Below are 15,577 nucleotides of genomic sequence, written 5' to 3' on the forward strand. Positions count from 1 at the left end.
TGTGGCACTCTCTCGCTCAAACGGCAAGGTCGAAGACGGCGATTCGGGTCGAAAAAAGGCTGTCGGAACAGGCTTTTCGAATGACCGGGGAAGCACCATATGCATGGGTTTGGGAGGCTGAAATGACTGTTGCTGCAAGGCAAGTCGATATCGGGCCGCTGCTCGCGAAGAGTGCCGGGCGCTACCGCGAATATGCGCCCCTGCCTGCCCTTGCGCCGCATTTCCGCTGCCTCTGGTCGCACGAGATTCGAACCGCAGGCCCGGTCGCCATTGTGCCCGATGGTTATTGCGACCTGCTTTTCGCGAATGGCCGCCTCTTCGCTGTCGGGCCGGACCGCACCGCCGCCTTCCCGCCGATGGCGCCGGGCATGCGCATTATCGGCGCGCGTTTTGCACCGGGCGCCGGCGCCGCATGGCTGAAGCTGCCCCTGTCGGAGATCACCGGCCTCTCCATTCCCCTCAGCGATCTCGCGCCCAAAAAGGCTGCCCTCCTCGAACCGCGCCTTTCCGACTGTCCGGATGGAGCTGCCGCCCTCTCGCTCTTCGCCACCCTCTTGAGCGAACTGGCAAGGGAAGAAGCGGAGCCGGACCCCGAGGCGCGCCTGATCTTTGCCGCCGCCGACCATAGGCCCGGCCGCATCGGCGAGCTGCAGCAGAGGCTCGATATCGGCGAACGGCAATTGCGGCGCCGCGCCCACCATCATTTCGGCTACGGTATCAAGACGCTGGAACGCGTCCGCCGGCTGCAGCGTTTCATGACCTTGTGCCGCGCTGGCGAAACCCTGTCCCTGGCCGCCCTCGCCCTCGAAGCCGGCTTTTCCGACCAGGCGCATATGACCCGCGAGATCGGCGACCTGACGACACTGACGCCATCAGCCATGCTGGCTCAATTGACGGCCCGCTGACCGTTTTGTTCAAGACGGTCCGTGCCGGCCTGCTAGTCTGACGCAAAGCAAAAGGACAGACCGATGAACACAATGCCCGCACGCATCGTCCACATCACGATCAAAAGAGACTGGCGCGATGTCTATGATTTCGCCGGCAGGCCGGAGAACATGCCGCTCTGGGCCTCCGGCCTTGCGAGCGGCCTGGAACCCGATGGCGAGGACTGGATCGCCCATGGCCCGCTCGGCAGCGTCCGGGTGAGCTTCGTGCCACCCAACGAATTCGGCGTCATCGACCATACCGTCACCATCGAATCCGGCCTGCGCGTCTATAACGCGCTGCGCATCGTGCCGAATGGCGACGGCTGCGAGGTGATGTTCACGCTGCTGCGCCTGCCGGGCATGACCGACGAACAATTCGCGGCCGACGCCGCCCATATCCAGAAGGATCTGGCGTCCCTGAAATCGATGATGGAGAAGTTAGATGGCTGAGAACGATGCTCGAAATGACCGCCGCATCGACTATGTCGAGTTCAACGTGAAAGATATCGGCGCTTCAAAAGCCTTTTACGGTGCGGCCTTCGGTTGGCGCTTCACCGATTACGGCGAGAACTATTGCGAGTTCGACGACGGAAGATTGAAAGGCGGCTTTACCAATCTCGGCCCGGTGCGAGCCGCAGGCGGCCCGCTCGTCATTCTCTATGCCGAGAAGCTGGAAGACGTGCTGGCAAGCGTCGAAAAGGCCGGCGGCACCGTAGCAAAACCGATCACGCCCTTCCCCGGCGGCCGGCGCTTTCATTTTCTCGACAAGGACGGCTACGAACTCGCCGTCTGGAGCAAGGATTAGACGTCCGCGGATACGGGGCCGTTCATGTTCTGGATGGTGATCAGCGCGCCGATCACCTTCCTCGCAGCATCATGCAGCGGCAACATGCGGCAGCGGCTGCGCATCGCCGAGCGCTCGTAGATGTAGTCGACCGTCGCGCCGTCGAAGCAGGCGTCGAGCTTTTCCTTCACCTCGCCGGCAAACCGTTCTTCGCCGATGAATTCGAGGATATGCCGGCCGATGAGCTGCATGGCATTCTTGCCGAGATGGGCGCAGTTGACGGGATTGGAATAGAGGTAGCGGTAATCCTTCGTCAGCACCGCCACGCGGTCCGGCAGCGTCTGCAGGATCGCCGCATTGAGGAACTGGCCATTGTCGGTGTCGGGAACATAGGCGGGCGGCGGCCTGAGTTTCATTTCTACCGGCAACGGCACCCGCCAATCCGGCGCATGGGCGCCGAAATAGCGATCAAGCAGATAGGAGAGCACGGCGGCATATTGCGTCACGAAAGCACCGTCATCGGCGTCTTGAGCAATGAGGTAGCTTACAAACTGAAGTTGCATGTAGACTTCGATGAGATTGGATGCCCTGCATGCGAGGATCGCCTCGACAAGCGGCTGGATATCACGGTCGAGCGCCTCCACGCGCCCATCATCCCCTAGCCTTATCGCTTCCTCGATCTGCGCGCAGCGCAAGGAAAAGGCCCTGAACAACTCAAGCAAGATACCCCCAATATCCATTTCCTGAGAAACGTTCCGAACACCGGTCGAGGCCTATGCTTCATGCAAGATTACGCCTTACGGTAGGCACTTTACGCGCCCTAGTAGAGACGCGTAACATGAACTGTGCTCATTTTCAACTGACGCAAACCTGTCGCTTTTCACTGATTATAAATCGGGAGCAAAAACTTACAGGCAGAATCTTACAGGCTGACGGAACGTTTGATATCCCACCGGTCGTGATACCACAGCCATTGGGCCGGGTATTCGCGCACCCAGCTTTCCACCTTGTCATTCATCATCTGCGCCGTGGCGGGAAGGTCCAGGTTGCCCTTCTCGTCGCGCGGCATTTCCATCTTCGGCTCGATTTCAAGCCGGTAGCGATTGCCCGGAAGACGGATGCAGCGGGCAGGATAGACCTCGCAATTGAACTGGCGCACCAGTTTCGGCAGCAGCGGATTGGTCTTGGTTTCCAGGCCGAAGAACGTCGTCTTCAACCCGCGGCTGAATTTCTGGTCAACGAGCACGCCAACGCCCTGCCCTGCCTCGAGCTGACGGGCAAGCGCAAAGGAAGAGCCGGCATGCGAAGGCACCAGCTTGCCCATGCGGCCGCTGCGGAAATCGAACACCTTCTGCGCCACATAAGGATTGTTCGGCGGGCGAAAGAGCACGGTCACACTGAGACCGAAAGCGTTACCGGCGACCGGCAAAAGCTCGAAATTGCCGGTATGGCCGGTAAAGACGATGAAGGGACGCGGATTGTCGCGCAGTTCCAGGAAGATCGGAATGCCCGAGACTTCCACTCTGCCCGGCTTGTCGCTCGTTGGATCGAAATCGAATAGCTGGTCGAGAAAAACATATTCGGCCGCGAGCCTGCCCATATTGCCCCAGCTTTCGAGCGCGATCTCTTCCAGCTCGGCATCGCTCTTTTCCGGGAAGGCCCGGCGCAGATTGTAGAGCATCAGCTTATGGCGCTTCATCCGCTTGCCGACCCGGCGCGTCAGCCAATCGGCAAAGCGCATGGCGCCGTCAGCCGGGAAAAGCTTGAGGAAGTTCAGGAAGCCGAACATCAGCTGCGCCACCAGCCATTGCTGGAAGTGCCTGAGCGCCAGAACGATCCTCGTGATGAAAAGCTTCACGCGGATCAGTCCATCTTCAGGATGATCTTGCCGAAGATCTGGCGGCCTTCCATGCGTTCCAGCGCGCGGTCGATATCGTCGAAGCCGACTTCGGTATCGATGACGGGATGAACGAGGCCACGGCCCATCTTCTGCATGGCGTCGGCCATGTTCTCCATGCGGCAGCCGAAGGAGCCCAAGAGCTTCAGCTGCTGCTGGAAGAGCATCATCAGGTTCATTTCGGTCGAAACACCCGAGGTCGAGCCGCAGGTGACGAGACGCCCGCCGCGCTTCATGCAGAGCATGGAGCCCGCCCAGGTATCCTTGCCCACATGTTCGAAGACGACATCGACGCCCTTCTTCTTGGTGAGCTTGCGCACAACGCCTTCGAAACGGTCGGTGCGGTAATTGATGACGTGATCGGCGCCGAGCGCCTTCGCCTTCTCGATCTTGTCGTCCGAGCCGACTGTCGTGATCACAGTGCAGCCGATCTTCTTGGCAAGCTGGATCGCCGCCGTGCCGATGCCGGAGCCGCCGGCATGAACGAGGATCGTCTCGCCGGGCTCGAGCTTGGCATTGTCGAAGAGCATATGCTCGACCGTGCCGAAGGTGACGGGTGCAAGGGCTGCGCCGATCGCATCGACGCCGGGAGGTGCGGGAACCAGCAGACGCGCCGGCAGGTTCACCTTCTCCTGCGCAAAGCCATCGAGATGGAAGCCGTGCACGCCGGAGACATGTTCGCAGAGATTGTCACGGCCTTCGCGGCACGGACGGCAGAGGCCGCAGGTGCGCGCGCCGTAGATCGACACGAGCTGGCCCGGCAGGACGTTTGCAACGCCGGGACCGATCGCTTCTACCACGCCGGAGGCTTCCGCGCCGATGACGAGCGGCATCTTGCGTTTGGCAAAAGCCATGCCGCGCCAGCCCCAGACATCGATATGGTTCAGCGCAACTGCCTTGACGCGCAGCGTCACTTCGCCGGCGGAAGGTGCATCCGGTTCCGGCAGGTCGGTGATCTCAAGCTTGCGGTCATCGATCAGTTGCAAAGCGCGCATGGCAAAACCTCTCGCCTCTGGGGCGTTTTTTTATCGGTTGATTTGTCGGGAACCGCTTATGCCGGTTCGAGCGCCATGACAAGGCTTGCGTTCTGTCCGCCGAAGCCGAAAGAGTTGGAAAGCACGGCCGAAACCTGGGCTTCCCGCTTCTTGTTCGGCACGACATCGAGAACGATCGACGGATCCGGATTGTTGTAGTTGATCGTCGGCGGCAGCGTGCCTGATAGCATCGTCTGCAGCGAGAACACCGCCTCGACCGCTCCTGCCGCCGTCAGCGTGTGTCCGATCATCGACTTGTTGGAGGATACCGGAATGCCGACCAGCCTTTCGCCGAAGACGGCGGACATGGAGCCGTATTCCATCTTGTCGTTTTCGGGCGTCGAAGTGCCGTGCGCATTGATATAGCCGATATCGTTCTCGCTCATGCCGGCATCGGCGAGCGCTGCGCGGATCGTGGCAATCGCCGGACCGCCATCGGGCGAAGAGCGCGTGCGGTGGAAGCTGTCGGCCTTGTCGCCGGCACCCTTCATGATGCCGAGCACCCTGGCGCCGCGTGCGATGGCGGATTCAAGCGATTCCAGCACCAGCGTCGCCGCACCCTCGGCAATGACGAAGCCGTCGCGATCCTTACTGAAGGGCTTGGAGGCCTTGGTCGGAGGATCGTTCTGCGTGGAAAGGGCCGAAAGCAGCGAGAAGCGGATCAGCGCTTCCGCACTCAGCGAACCGTCGGTCGCAACCGTCAGCGCGCGCTCCGTGCGGCCCTGGCGGATCGCCTCGATACCGAGCTGGATCGCCGTCACACCCGATGCACAGGCCGTCGACAGCGTCACCGGCAGGCCGCGCGTGCCAAAGCGGTCGGACAGGCGCTCGGAGATCGCGCCGAACAGCGCTGCCTCATGGAAGGCCGGATCGGGACGCTGGCGCATGGCGGCTAAAAATCGCTCATAGGCATCGCCGGGATGATCGGCGGCCGGCGAACGGTCGGCAAGCTCGAAACGGGCGCTCCATTCCGGCTCGATCGGCGGTGCTGCCAGGAACAGCGGACCGTTGAAATCGCCGGAAAGACCGGCATCGGCAAGCGCTTCGATCGTCGTCTCGCGCGCAAAGGCATAGGAGCGCTCGACAGCGTTCGGCACCGGGATGCCGATGAAATCGACCGTTCCGGCAATGCGTGTCGAAAGCCCATCGGTCGGGAAGCGGGTGATATCGTGAATGCCCGATGTGCCTGACGAAAGGGCTGCCCAATTGTCCTTCAAACCCTGGCCGAGCGAAGTGATGATGCCCATGCCGGTGACCGCGACGATCGGACGGCCGAGATGATCCTTATAAGCGGATGCTGTCATTTCAGTCACTCCTCACGCTTCTGCCGAGAGAACGGCGACGCCTTCGCCGCGCTGATGTCCAACTGTCGTCACGACGGCAGCCTTCGTAGCTGATTTCATCGGTGCCTCGTGCGCGGCATCGAAAGGCGGAACCTTGGCCTTGGCATCGATGGCAAGCGCTGCGAGTCCCAGGCCGAGCGTGAACTGCGCCTCGAGCGTGTGACCGGAAACGCCGCCGAAGCCGCGGATCGCGGCGCCCGGAAGCTGATGCTCGAGCACGGCCTTTTCGCGGGCAGCAAGCTCATGCATGCCGGTCGAGCCGGAGAAAACAGCCGTGCTCTCGGCCGGCAGATCGGCAGCAGGCTTCAGCAGCCGCTCCATGCGCACTTCGAAATTGCCCCCGGCGCGATTGCCGCGATCGCCTTCGACGGCACCAATCGTTGCATAGATATGCGCGCCGCGCTCTTCTGCATGTTTGCGCGATTCCAGCACCAGGAAGGCACCGGCGGAACCCAGGATTATGCCACCGCCCTCAAGGCCGGTGCGCGACCAGAGCGGCGCCCAGTCGCCGCGCGTATTGGCGCCGATCGATTCGGTCAGCAGGATCATGTCCTGACGCTCGGCAGCAAAGGCGGCGCCGACGAGCGCATGGGTGGATTCGCCCGACTTGATGCGCCAGAAGGCCGTCTCGACGGCGGAAACGCCGGATGCTTCCTCACCCATGAAGGTGCGCGAGGAGCCGGTGACCTTGTGAACGATGGAAATATTGCCCGCCAGCAGGTTGGAAAGCTGCGCCAGGAACAGCGTCGGGCGCAGCTCCGTCGTCAGCTTCTCGTTGAGCAGCAGCTCGCGGTCGTTGCGCTTCAGGCCCTCGTCGACGATCAGCGTATCGACATTGATGTCGCGTTCGCCGCCGCCGGCTGCAACGATCATGTCCATCGTGCCGCAGGCTTCGAGATCATCCTTGAAGCCCGCATCGTCGAGCGCCAGACCGGCCGCAAAAACGCCGATGCGCTGCCAGTTTTCCATCTGGCGCTGGTCGCCGCGCTTGGCGATCTGCTGCGACCAGTCGATCTCAGGCAGCGGATGGACCGGATAGGGCTTGAACTTCTCGGTTTCGACAATGGTCGCGGGCGCGGCATCGGCCGTCAGCAGCGCAATATGCGCATCCTTGCCGACGCCCTGACAGGTTACGATGCCGACACCGGTGATGACGACGTCATTGGCGGCCTTGCTCATCTATTCACTCCCCTGGGCTTTCGCCCGCTGCGCAGCGATGGCGTCCATCAGGCCCACTTCGCCGGCACGTTTCTTGACGATATCACCGAGCGGAATTTCGCTGAACGGCATGGTGCGCAGCTTGAGCTGCGCGTCGCAGACCTTCTTGCCGCCGCTGGTGATCTTTGCCTTGGTGACGGCAAAACCGGAGCCGTCATGTTCGAGGAAGGCCTCGATGTCGAGTACCGCTTCCGGCTCGACGAAGGTGCGCATCTTGGCGCCATCGACCGACATCAGGAAGGGCATGGACGTAAAATCGGTGGCGGCAAGCACCAGCATGCCGGAAGCCTGCGCCATGGTTTCGATGAGAAGCACACCGGGAACGAGCGGCATGCCCGGGAAATGCCCTTCGAAAACGGGGCTCTTGGCCGGCACGACCGAGCGCGCAACGAGCGTGCGCTTCTCAAGGTCTACCGCCTCGACACGGTCAATCATCTGGAAATATTCCAGCAGCATCAGACTTCTCCGGCGCGACGCGCAAAAAGCCCGTCGGAAGGCCTACTTAGGAACAAAATCGCCCGGCCGCCATATCAATGGCGGCAGGGCGTGAAAAAAACCTGATGACTTGGCGTCAAGCCTTGGCGGCGCGCAGCTCGTCGATCTTGGCACAGAGGTTCTTCAGCACGAAGTATTCTTCGGTGGAAACCTTGCCTTCATTGACTTCCTGCGTCCACTTCTCGAGCGGAATCTTGATGCCGAATTCCTTGTCGATGGCGAAAACGATATCGAGGAAGTCGAGGCTGTCGATACCGAGGTCGTCGATCGTGTGGCTCTCCGGCGTGATCGTTGCGCGGTCGATCTCGCTGGTTTCAGCAATGATGTCGGCAACTTTATCGAATGTAGCGGTCACTCGCTCTACCTCTTGGGAAATGAAGATTCCCCTCCTCATAGGCAAATCCATTTCAAAAGCCAATGCTTTCGTCCCGGTTGCAAGCCAATTTGACGAACAGGTGTTGCTTAAACAGCAATGGAATGGCGCCCTTTGCCCTCGGTGAGATAGGCATCGAACCATGAAGCGACCACCCGGCTAAGCACTTTTCCGCTCTCCGTGATGCAAAAACAGTCCGTCTCGACGGCACAAAGACCGTCCTGATCCATGGCTGCAACACGCCGCGCCTGCGATATCAGCGGCTCGGCAGCAGCACCGAATTTCTGCCTGAGATCACGGAAGGAAAAGCGGAAATCACACATCAGCCGCTCAATCACATGGCCCCGTAGTCGGTCATCGTCGGAAAGCGCAATGCCGCGCACCACGGCAAGCCCGCCGGCGTCGGCCATGCGCTGATACTCGCCCGTCGCGGGTATGTTCTGCACGTAACCCTGCGGCAATCGCCCGATCGAGGATGCGCCGAGCCCGATCAATACCGGCGCCTCGTCCTCCGTATAACCCTGAAAATTGCGGTGCAGGCGCCCCTCCCGGGCTGCAACCGCCAGCCCGTCGTCAATCTTGGCGAAATGGTCGATGCCGACGGGCTGGTAGCCTGCCGCGCGTAGCATTGCGGCCGCATGCGACATCTGCCGGAAGCGTTCGGCCGCATCGGGCAAGGTCTCCTCTGCGATCATCGTCTGGTGCTTCTTCATCCACGGTACATGGGCATAACCGAAGAGCGCGATCCGGTCCGGGTCGAGTGTCAGGATATCGGATACGGTGCGCTCGAGGCTTTTGAGCGTCTGGTGCGGCAACCCGTAGAGCAGGTCGCAATTGACGGAGCGAACGCCCCTCGCCCGGACGGCATCGACGACATCCTTGGTCTGCTCGAATGTCTGCAGCCGATTGATCGCCTGCTGCACGACGGGATCGAAATCTTGCACGCCGAGGCTTGCCCGCGTCAGGCCGATCTCCGAGAGCGCCTCGTAGCGCGCCTCGTCGAGATCGTTCGGGTCCATCTCCACGCTGATGGAAGCATCCGCGTCGAACCGGAAGCGTGCCTTCAGATGGCCGACGAGGTCGATCATATCCTCTGGCTTCAGCATGGTGGGCGAGCCGCCCCCCAAATGCAGCGCGTTGATGCGCGCCTCAGGGATCAGTTGCGCCACCATGTCGATCTCGCTCTTCAGCGAGCGCAGATAGGCGGCAATCGGCTCGTAGCGCAGCGTCTGCTTCGTATGGCAGGCGCAGAACCAGCAGAGCCGGTCGCAATAGGGAATATGCACGTAGAGCGAAACCGCGGTGCCGGGCGCAATCTCGTCCAGCCACAGCGCATATTCGCCGGCTCCTATACTTGCGTTCAATTGCGGCGCTGTCGGATAGCTCGTATAGCGCGGAACAGGGCCGGAATATTTCTTCAGCAGATCTGTTTTCAAGGCCGGAACTTCCTTCACGGATGTTCCCCTTCAAATAAACCTGCTGAAAAAGGAAACTTTGACATGGATCAAATCGGATCCGTGGCGGAATTGATAAAGATCAAGACGTAACCGCAAGAAATCGGGATAGATGACCAGCGGGCCAAGGCGTATCACGAACGCAGGCCGAATGGTCGGATCGGGGCATCGACATGGATATCGCGCGCAGTGAAGATCCAGACATAAGCATTCCCGCAGCGTGCCGCGTCTGCGAGGCACGCCACGGCGCCGTCTGCAGCGCGCTGACAACCGCACAGCTTCGCGAACTCTGCAAGCATTCGATGCGCCGCAAGATCGATGCAGGCAGCGAGATCGTCGCCCAAGGTGAGGAAGTTTCGTCCTATTCCAACATCATGAATGGCGTGGTGAAGCTCTGCAAGGTGATGCCCGATGGCCGCCAGCAGATCGTCGGCCTGCAATTCGCGCCCGATTTCATCGGTCGCCCCTTCCTGCCGGAAAGCACGCTGTCGGCCGAAGCGGCCACGCCGGCGGAAATCTGCGTCTTTCCCCGCCGCCTGCTCGATCGCATGATCACGGATACGCCGGAACTGCAGCATAGCCTGCACGCCCAGGCGCTGAAGGAACTCGATGCTGCGCGGGAATGGATGCTGACACTCGGCCGCCGCACGGCCCAGGAAAAGGTCGCAAGCCTTCTCTATCTCATCGCCACGCATGCGGAGCCGGAAACGACCTGCAGCACGGCTTTCGATCTGCCGCTCTCACGCGCCGAAATCGCCGATTTCCTGGGGCTGACGATCGAAACCGTCAGCCGCCAGATGACGAAGCTGCGCAAGCAGGGCGTCATCCGCATCGAAAACAACCGGCATATCACCGTTCCCGATATGGACGAGCTGGAGCGTCTGATCACTGCGTGATGTGATTACCGCGTGATGACCACGCGCGTATTGGCGAGACCGTTTTCCCGCGTCATCGAGAAGAACTCGGCCGCATTGGCAGGATCGAGGCGCACGCAACCATGCGAGGCCGGCGTGCCGAGCCGCTTGCGCTCGAAGGTGGCGTGAACGGCATAACCGCCGTTGAAGAACACGGCGAACGGCATCGGCGCATTGTCGTATTTCTTCGAGCGGTGATCGCGCGACAGCCACTTGGCGCTCCACGAACCCGTCGGCGTGGAATAACCCTTGCGCGCGGTGGAAACCTTCCAGCGATACTTCACCCAACCATTCTCGGTAACGGTCATCGTCTGCTTGCTGAGACTGACATTGGCAACCAGCGTTGCTGCCTCAGCCGCAACGGGAGCAAATTGCAATAACAATACTGCGGTCGCCGCCGCCAAAAACGTCTTCATGGTCGTCCCTCTATCGAACCTTTAAAGGCTTTTTTCTGCCTAACGAGAGAAGACAGTACGGCAATACTCACTATTTTGCTTTAAGCCGAATGGTAATCACATTTTTAACAAGTGAGGGCGAATTACGGCACCGGGCAATGTTGGTAACACTGGATTTCAATCAATTCTTGCAGTTAAACGGAGCATAATTCTTCATGGAAATGTCAGAAGATATTAAAAACTTGGTCGACAGGCTCTTCCAGGAGGGAGAGTCGTGGGAGCGCCTGATCAAGGATATCAGAGAGGCATTGGGGGTTGGGATCGTCGAGGCGCAAAGGATCGCGCTCCAGCACAAAGGCTGGCGGCGCCTATGCAACTACCGCATCAACCATGAGCGTCAATGCCGCAAACAGGCACTCTCACATATCAAGCAACATGGACCGGATGCGTTCGTAGCCGCGCATGGCAATATACTTCTCGTGGTAGAGGAAAAATTAGGTAAGGACGCAGCCACTTCAGAGATTAGCTGACGCACTCACTCCGGAAACCCGGCCTTGCGATAGCGATCGATGAAATGCGCAAGCGTGGCTTCGTCGTCACGGGCGGCATATTGCGCCCGTCCGAGTATGAGATAATACCAGCTGGCCGGAGACAGGTTCAGCTAGAGGGCAGCCCTTCATCGATGTAAGGCGTTGCCGAGCAAAGTCCTTTATGTTCCAACAACGCAGCCAGTTGATCCCGAGGTGCCAATGCGCAGTGAAAACGTCGAAATACTGTCGGACAAGACCAATGCTGCCATCATGCGCCATCCTGATCGCGCCTTCCCGGGCGTCCTCGTCCAGGGCGACAACCTCTACGCCATGTGCTGGAAGGCGGACCTGATCTGCAACGAGGTCGGCAGAGCCGCGCCGGGCTATAAGAAACTCAACGAGCTTCGCAACACTCTATGGGCCTATCTGAACCACTATAAGGTAACGCTGATCGAGCACGGCCACAAATTGCCGTTCGACGACGCGCAATCAGCTGACGCATTCACTCCGGAAATCCGGCCTTGCGATAACCATCGATGAAATGCGCAAGCGTGGCCGCATCGCGGAAGGGCTCCATCTCGGCCCAGTGGCCGATCGAAAATTGCGGATTGGCGACGAGAAACAGCTCGACCTCGGCGCGCGCCTCTTCGATCTGCCCGAGCTGTGCCAGGGCTGCCGCCAGAAACCGGCGTGAACTGGTGCGATAGGTCTCGTCGCGCCGCAGCGTCTCTATGACGGCTTCATAGTTGCGGCAGGCATATTGCGCCTGACCGAGCGTCAGATAATACCAGCTGGCCGGAAACGGGTTCAGCCGGAAGGCCTTGCCGATCTGTTCGAGACCTTCCTCGATCCGCCCGGCGAGAACGGAAATGTCCGACAGCGCCGCCCATGTGTCGGCCTCGTTCGGGTCGAGTTCGATCGCCTTTTCGAACTCCGCATCCGCCTCCGTAAAACTCCGCTCATAGGCAAGGAGATAGGCAAGCACCCAGCGGCAGCCGGCATCGTTGGCATCGAGCGCCACCGCCTTGCGCGCCAGTTCCAGCGCCCTGCCGCGATCGGCCTTGGTCGGACCGCCGCTATGCACCCATCCCATCCAGTGGTTCAGCGCAAGCCAGCGATGCGCCTCGGCATAATCAGGATCGAGCGCAATCGCCCGCGTCAGCATCAGCTGCGTTTCCCGCGCAGTTTGCGGCGCATCGTCCATCAGCGTGCGCGCCCGCACGCAGAGATCATAGGCCTCCAGATTCTTCGGCCGATTGCGTGGCGGCAGAGGGCGCAGCCTGCCAAGCAGCGCTTCGACGATCTTTGCGGTGACTTCGTCCTGAACGGCAAATATATCCTCAAGGCTGCGATCGAAACGCTCCGCCCAGAGATGATCGCCGCTTTCGGCATCGACGAGCCGGGCATTGATGCGCACGCGCCCGGCGGCCCGTCTGGCGCTGCCGTCGAGCAGATAGCGCACGCCGAGTTCGCCTGCGATATCACGCACATCGATCGCCCTTCCCTTGTAGGCGAAGCTCGAATTGCGGGCGATGACGAAGAGATCGGAAGTCCGGGAAAGATCAGTGATCAGGTCTTCGGTCAGCCCATCCGCAAAATCTTCCTGCTCCGGATCGCCTCTGACGGTGACAAAGGGCAGAACGGCAATCGAGGGTTTGTCCGGCAGCGCCAAATGCTTCCGCTTCTCGCCGCCAAGCTGTCTTATGGTGCCGGTGAAGCGGTAGCCGATGCGCGGAATCGTCGAGATCCATTCGCCGCCATCCGCGGCAGGCCCCAGAAGCTTGCGCAGCTGCGCGATCTGGACGGTGAGATTGCCCTCCTCGACCGCCGTGCCCGGCCAGGCCGCGTCCATCAGCTCGGTCTTGGCCAGGATTTCGCCGGGCCTCCCGACAAATGCGGCAAGCAGCCTTACCCCGCGATGCCCGACCGCAACGGGATCTTCATTCCGCAGAAGCGTTCCCGCCTCCGGATCAAGCACGAACGGACCAAAGGCAAAACGCGCTCCCTGCATGGCGCGCATCCTAGAGGCTTTCATGCCAGGTTGGAACCGCTCTGCCTGGTGCCGATGCTACGACAGCAGGCAGTGCTTCAGCCCTGCCTGACGATGGCGCCGATCGCGTTGACGAGCAGGCGCGATGCGGTGAGCGCTGACAGGCCGTCAATGTCGGCCGGAGGATAAAGCTCCACGAGGTCGAAACCGGCGATGCGCGCCCGCCTGCCGAGCCCGGCAATCAGGTCGATCGCCTGCGTATAGGTGAGCCCACCCGGGCTGCGCGCTGCCACTCCCGGCATGATGCCAGGATCAAGGCCATCGCAATCGAGAGTGACGACGACCCGCGCGCCCTCGGGAATATGCTGCAAGGCAGCTTCGACACCGCCGGCATGAACCTCGCGCGCCGTGACGAGACGGCTGCCATAGCTTAGTGCGGCTTCGATCTCGGTCGGCCGCGCACTGCCGACGCCACGCATGCCGACCTGGACGATGCCCGCGACATGCGGCATCTCGCTGACCCGTCGCATCGGGTTCGAATAGCCATGGCGCTCGCCATGAAGTTCGTCGCGCCAATCGATATGGGCATCGATCTGCAAGACCCAGACAGGCCCGTGATCCGCAAAGCCCGCAAGGAAGGGAATGGGCACGGAATCATCGCCGCCGAGCAGGATCGGCACGGCCGGCAATGCCAGGATCTCACGCGTCTTCGCCTCGATCCGTCCCCGGTTGCCGGCATTGTCATGCATGATGGTCTTGATGTCGCCGGCGTCCACGCAGGAGACCGGCCCGCCGGCAAAGAGCGGGCCGCCGAGATCGAAATCCCAGTGCTCGACGAGATCGGCATCCTCCCGGCTCGCGGCGCGGATGGCGGCGGCCGCGAGCGCATAGCCGCTGCTGTCCTTGCCGGGATAGGTGCTGCCGTGCGCGGCCGAGAAGATCACCGCATGCGGCGTGCGGCCATCGGCGAAGTGATCGGGAAGACCAAGAAAGGAAGATGGGGCCGTCATGTCCTGATGCGTCATGCCGATAGTCTCGTATCCGTTGCCAGGAAGTCCTCCAGCGATTTCAGCAGCGCCGTCCACCCGTGTTTGCGGCCGTCTGCGCCGTCACTCGGAGGAATGACACACATCTGTTCGGTATATGTCATCCGGGTGCCGCCGCCGTGGTCTGCAAATATGACTGTGGCAAGCGACACCGTGTGAACTCTCCCATTCAGTGCCATCGAATAGGCAAAGACGATCCGTTCACGGTCCTTGATCTCGAAATACCGCGTTTCGTTGGTGTGCGTGCCCATATCCGAGACATGCGTGAGATGCTCGGCCCCGCCGGGCCAGAATTCCAGTTTGGTCATGCCGTGGCCGAACCACGCTTTCTTTTTCTCGATCAACGCCCAGGCGGACCAGACATGGTCGCGGCAATTCGGCAGGACGCGCTCGATCACTATGGTTTCGTGAACTTGTTCCGGACTCGTCATCTCATTGCTCCTGATTAAGAAACGTGGCCAGGCGATCGAAGCGATCTTCCAAGGCCCGGCGATGCGTGTGCACCCATGACTCGACCCAACCCAGTGCAACCGGCGAAAGACTGACGGTCCGAACCCTGCCCGATTTGACGGATGTCACAAGCTCGGCCTCTTCGAGAACCCGCAGGTGCTTGAGAAAGGAAGGGCGTGCGAGATCAAAGGGTTCGGACAGTTCGGAGACCGACGCCGGGCCCCTCACGAGCCTTTCGACGACCGCGAGCCGCGTCGGATCGGAGAGAGCGCCAAAGATACGGGGCAAGTCTGGTTGATACGTAGCCATATGGCTACCTAAGCATGAGGCGGCCTCGCTGTCAATATAGGTAGCCAAATGGCGACCTTTCGACGGTTTGGAATTTTTTGAGAACTTTTTGGAAGCGCTTAATTACGGCGCCCGCCGCATCGTCCAGACTCCAGGCCCGTTCGAAGTCGAAGGTTGCGAACCTTCAATGCCAATGGAGGTAATCATGAGCGATTGCTGCACCCTTGCTTGCGCCCCGCATAGCAGACCGCCGCGCCAGCATCAGGGCCTGCTCATCCCGGCAGGCGTGATCGCACGCTGGTTCCGGCAGATCCTCATCCGCCGGCAATGGAAACAAAGGTCGAAGATCAGCCCCGCTCTGCTCGACGACATCGGCCTGACGCCGCAACAGGCAGGGTTCGAGGCCTCTGGGTTCTTCTGGCACGTGTGAGGAATGTCGC

General features: G+C 60.8%; 20 protein-coding genes. 7 read left to right on the top strand and 13 right to left on the bottom strand.

Translation table 11 applies throughout. The features are described 5' to 3' along the window. Window positions 1-122 precede the first annotated feature (122 nt). From FHX06_RS01850 to FHX06_RS01860, 3 genes are all read left to right on the top strand, one after another. Complete coding sequence (locus FHX06_RS01850; protein ID WP_183877880.1) at window positions 123-905, top strand: DUF6597 domain-containing transcriptional factor; 783 nt, start codon at window positions 123-125, stop codon at window positions 903-905. A gap of 63 nt (window positions 906-968) precedes the next feature. Further along, window positions 969-1,376, top strand: coding sequence for an SRPBCC family protein (locus tag FHX06_RS01855; protein ID WP_112546846.1), 408 nt, complete (start codon window positions 969-971; stop codon window positions 1,374-1,376). Next, window positions 1,369-1,731, top strand: coding sequence for a VOC family protein (locus tag FHX06_RS01860; protein ID WP_183877882.1), 363 nt, complete (start codon window positions 1,369-1,371; stop codon window positions 1,729-1,731). Before FHX06_RS01855 ends, FHX06_RS01860 begins: the two co-directional genes overlap by 8 nt. Here the strand turns inward: FHX06_RS01860 and FHX06_RS01865 are convergent. The 8 genes from FHX06_RS01865 to hemN form a co-directional block, all read right to left on the bottom strand. Then, window positions 1,728-2,432: a PAS domain-containing protein gene (locus FHX06_RS01865; RefSeq protein ID WP_183877884.1), complete on the bottom strand. Its 705-nt coding sequence runs from the start codon at window positions 2,430-2,432 to the stop codon at window positions 1,728-1,730. The genes FHX06_RS01860 and FHX06_RS01865 overlap by 4 nt on opposite strands. A 200-nt stretch (window positions 2,433-2,632) precedes the next feature. Continuing rightward, window positions 2,633-3,568 carry a lipid A biosynthesis lauroyl acyltransferase gene (locus FHX06_RS01870; protein ID WP_113210646.1) on the bottom strand — a complete coding sequence of 312 codons (936 nt, stop codon included), beginning with the start codon at window positions 3,566-3,568 and terminating at the stop codon, window positions 2,633-2,635. 5 nt (window positions 3,569-3,573) lie between these two features. After that, window positions 3,574-4,602: a zinc-binding dehydrogenase gene (locus FHX06_RS01875; RefSeq protein ID WP_112546842.1), complete on the bottom strand. Its 1,029-nt coding sequence runs from the start codon at window positions 4,600-4,602 to the stop codon at window positions 3,574-3,576. Between the two features lie 56 nt (window positions 4,603-4,658). Continuing rightward, the gene (locus FHX06_RS01880) at window positions 4,659-5,945 is read right to left on the bottom strand and encodes a beta-ketoacyl-ACP synthase (protein ID WP_112546841.1); all 1,287 of its coding nucleotides are present in this window, start codon (window positions 5,943-5,945) and stop codon (window positions 4,659-4,661) included. 12 nt (window positions 5,946-5,957) lie between these two features. After that, window positions 5,958-7,163 (bottom strand): beta-ketoacyl-ACP synthase, encoded by a 1,206-nt coding sequence (locus tag FHX06_RS01885; protein WP_113147392.1) that lies wholly within the window; start codon window positions 7,161-7,163, stop codon window positions 5,958-5,960. Continuing rightward, on the bottom strand, window positions 7,164-7,658 hold the full coding sequence (locus tag FHX06_RS01890) for a 3-hydroxyacyl-ACP dehydratase FabZ family protein (RefSeq protein WP_112546839.1): 495 nt from the start codon (window positions 7,656-7,658) through the stop codon (window positions 7,164-7,166). Window positions 7,659-7,773: 115 nt separating this feature from the next. Further along, entirely contained in the window at window positions 7,774-8,091 is a 318-nt protein-coding gene (locus FHX06_RS01895) for an acyl carrier protein (protein WP_112546838.1), read from the bottom strand. 68 nt (window positions 8,092-8,159) lie between these two features. After that, a complete protein-coding gene (gene hemN, locus FHX06_RS01900) occupies window positions 8,160-9,506 on the bottom strand; it encodes an oxygen-independent coproporphyrinogen III oxidase (RefSeq protein WP_113210766.1) in 1,347 nt (448 codons plus the stop codon). A 191-nt stretch (window positions 9,507-9,697) separates the two neighbouring features. Between hemN and FHX06_RS01905 the strand changes: the two genes are divergently transcribed. Beyond that, complete coding sequence (locus tag FHX06_RS01905; RefSeq protein ID WP_113210648.1) at window positions 9,698-10,420, top strand: Crp/Fnr family transcriptional regulator; 723 nt, start codon at window positions 9,698-9,700, stop codon at window positions 10,418-10,420. A gap of 5 nt (window positions 10,421-10,425) precedes the next feature. On the opposite strand, the gene FHX06_RS01910 is transcribed toward FHX06_RS01905, so the two are convergent. Then, window positions 10,426-10,854 (bottom strand): L,D-transpeptidase, encoded by a 429-nt coding sequence (locus tag FHX06_RS01910; protein WP_113210649.1) that lies wholly within the window; start codon window positions 10,852-10,854, stop codon window positions 10,426-10,428. Window positions 10,855-11,048: 194 nt separating this feature from the next. Here FHX06_RS01910 and FHX06_RS01915 point away from each other — a divergent pair, with 194 nt between their 5' ends. Next, window positions 11,049-11,363: a hypothetical protein gene (locus tag FHX06_RS01915; RefSeq protein WP_113210650.1), complete on the top strand. Its 315-nt coding sequence runs from the start codon at window positions 11,049-11,051 to the stop codon at window positions 11,361-11,363. Between the two features lie 219 nt (window positions 11,364-11,582). After that, window positions 11,583-11,903 (top strand): DUF6959 family protein, encoded by a 321-nt coding sequence (locus tag FHX06_RS01920; RefSeq protein ID WP_113210651.1) that lies wholly within the window; start codon window positions 11,583-11,585, stop codon window positions 11,901-11,903. Here the strand turns inward: FHX06_RS01920 and FHX06_RS01925 are convergent. The 4 genes from FHX06_RS01925 to FHX06_RS01940 form a co-directional block, all read right to left on the bottom strand. Continuing rightward, window positions 11,866-13,374 carry a winged helix-turn-helix domain-containing tetratricopeptide repeat protein gene (locus FHX06_RS01925; protein WP_183877886.1) on the bottom strand — a complete coding sequence of 503 codons (1,509 nt, stop codon included), beginning with the start codon at window positions 13,372-13,374 and terminating at the stop codon, window positions 11,866-11,868. The genes FHX06_RS01920 and FHX06_RS01925 overlap by 38 nt on opposite strands. Before the next feature lie 77 nt (window positions 13,375-13,451). Continuing rightward, the gene (locus FHX06_RS01930) at window positions 13,452-14,363 is read right to left on the bottom strand and encodes an agmatinase (RefSeq protein WP_113210768.1); all 912 of its coding nucleotides are present in this window, start codon (window positions 14,361-14,363) and stop codon (window positions 13,452-13,454) included. An 11-nt stretch (window positions 14,364-14,374) separates the two neighbouring features. Continuing rightward, complete coding sequence (locus FHX06_RS01935) at window positions 14,375-14,830, bottom strand: SRPBCC domain-containing protein (protein WP_113210652.1); 456 nt, start codon at window positions 14,828-14,830, stop codon at window positions 14,375-14,377. A gap of 1 nt (window position 14,831) precedes the next feature. Next, the gene (locus tag FHX06_RS01940) at window positions 14,832-15,158 is read right to left on the bottom strand and encodes an ArsR/SmtB family transcription factor (protein WP_113210653.1); all 327 of its coding nucleotides are present in this window, start codon (window positions 15,156-15,158) and stop codon (window positions 14,832-14,834) included. Between the two features lie 67 nt (window positions 15,159-15,225). Between FHX06_RS01940 and FHX06_RS01945 the strand changes: the two genes are divergently transcribed. Further along, a complete protein-coding gene (locus FHX06_RS01945; protein ID WP_183877888.1) occupies window positions 15,226-15,567 on the top strand; it encodes a DUF1127 domain-containing protein in 342 nt (113 codons plus the stop codon). Window positions 15,568-15,577: the final 10 nt, after the last annotated feature.

Source organism: Rhizobium sp. BK512, from assembly GCF_014194915.1.
Lineage (GTDB): Bacteria > Pseudomonadota > Alphaproteobacteria > Rhizobiales > Rhizobiaceae > Rhizobium.

What these genes read in the sequence shown, in the direction of transcription:
- FHX06_RS01930 (WP_113210768.1), bottom strand. Translation starts at nt 14,363, where the DNA reads ATGACGGCCCCATCTTCCTTTCTTGGTCTTCCCGATCACTTCGCCGAT.
- FHX06_RS01910 (WP_113210649.1), bottom strand. Translation starts at nt 10,854, where the DNA reads ATGAAGACGTTTTTGGCGGCGGCGACCGCAGTATTGTTATTGCAATTT.
- FHX06_RS01890 (WP_112546839.1), bottom strand. Translation starts at nt 7,658, where the DNA reads ATGCTGCTGGAATATTTCCAGATGATTGACCGTGTCGAGGCGGTAGAC.
- FHX06_RS01905 (WP_113210648.1), top strand. Translation starts at nt 9,698, where the DNA reads ATGGATATCGCGCGCAGTGAAGATCCAGACATAAGCATTCCCGCAGCG.
- FHX06_RS01855 (WP_112546846.1), top strand. Translation starts at nt 969, where the DNA reads ATGAACACAATGCCCGCACGCATCGTCCACATCACGATCAAAAGAGAC.
- FHX06_RS01880 (WP_112546841.1), bottom strand. Translation starts at nt 5,945, where the DNA reads ATGACAGCATCCGCTTATAAGGATCATCTCGGCCGTCCGATCGTCGCG.
- FHX06_RS01935 (WP_113210652.1), bottom strand. Translation starts at nt 14,830, where the DNA reads ATGACGAGTCCGGAACAAGTTCACGAAACCATAGTGATCGAGCGCGTC.
- FHX06_RS01885 (WP_113147392.1), bottom strand. Translation starts at nt 7,163, where the DNA reads ATGAGCAAGGCCGCCAATGACGTCGTCATCACCGGTGTCGGCATCGTA.
- FHX06_RS01850 (WP_183877880.1), top strand. Translation starts at nt 123, where the DNA reads ATGACTGTTGCTGCAAGGCAAGTCGATATCGGGCCGCTGCTCGCGAAG.
- FHX06_RS01940 (WP_113210653.1), bottom strand. Translation starts at nt 15,158, where the DNA reads ATGGCTACGTATCAACCAGACTTGCCCCGTATCTTTGGCGCTCTCTCC.
- FHX06_RS01875 (WP_112546842.1), bottom strand. Translation starts at nt 4,602, where the DNA reads ATGCGCGCTTTGCAACTGATCGATGACCGCAAGCTTGAGATCACCGAC.
- FHX06_RS01860 (WP_183877882.1), top strand. Translation starts at nt 1,369, where the DNA reads ATGGCTGAGAACGATGCTCGAAATGACCGCCGCATCGACTATGTCGAG.
- FHX06_RS01925 (WP_183877886.1), bottom strand. Translation starts at nt 13,374, where the DNA reads ATGCAGGGAGCGCGTTTTGCCTTTGGTCCGTTCGTGCTTGATCCGGAG.
- FHX06_RS01895 (WP_112546838.1), bottom strand. Translation starts at nt 8,091, where the DNA reads ATGAGGAGGGGAATCTTCATTTCCCAAGAGGTAGAGCGAGTGACCGCT.
- FHX06_RS01915 (WP_113210650.1), top strand. Translation starts at nt 11,049, where the DNA reads ATGGAAATGTCAGAAGATATTAAAAACTTGGTCGACAGGCTCTTCCAG.
- FHX06_RS01920 (WP_113210651.1), top strand. Translation starts at nt 11,583, where the DNA reads ATGCGCAGTGAAAACGTCGAAATACTGTCGGACAAGACCAATGCTGCC.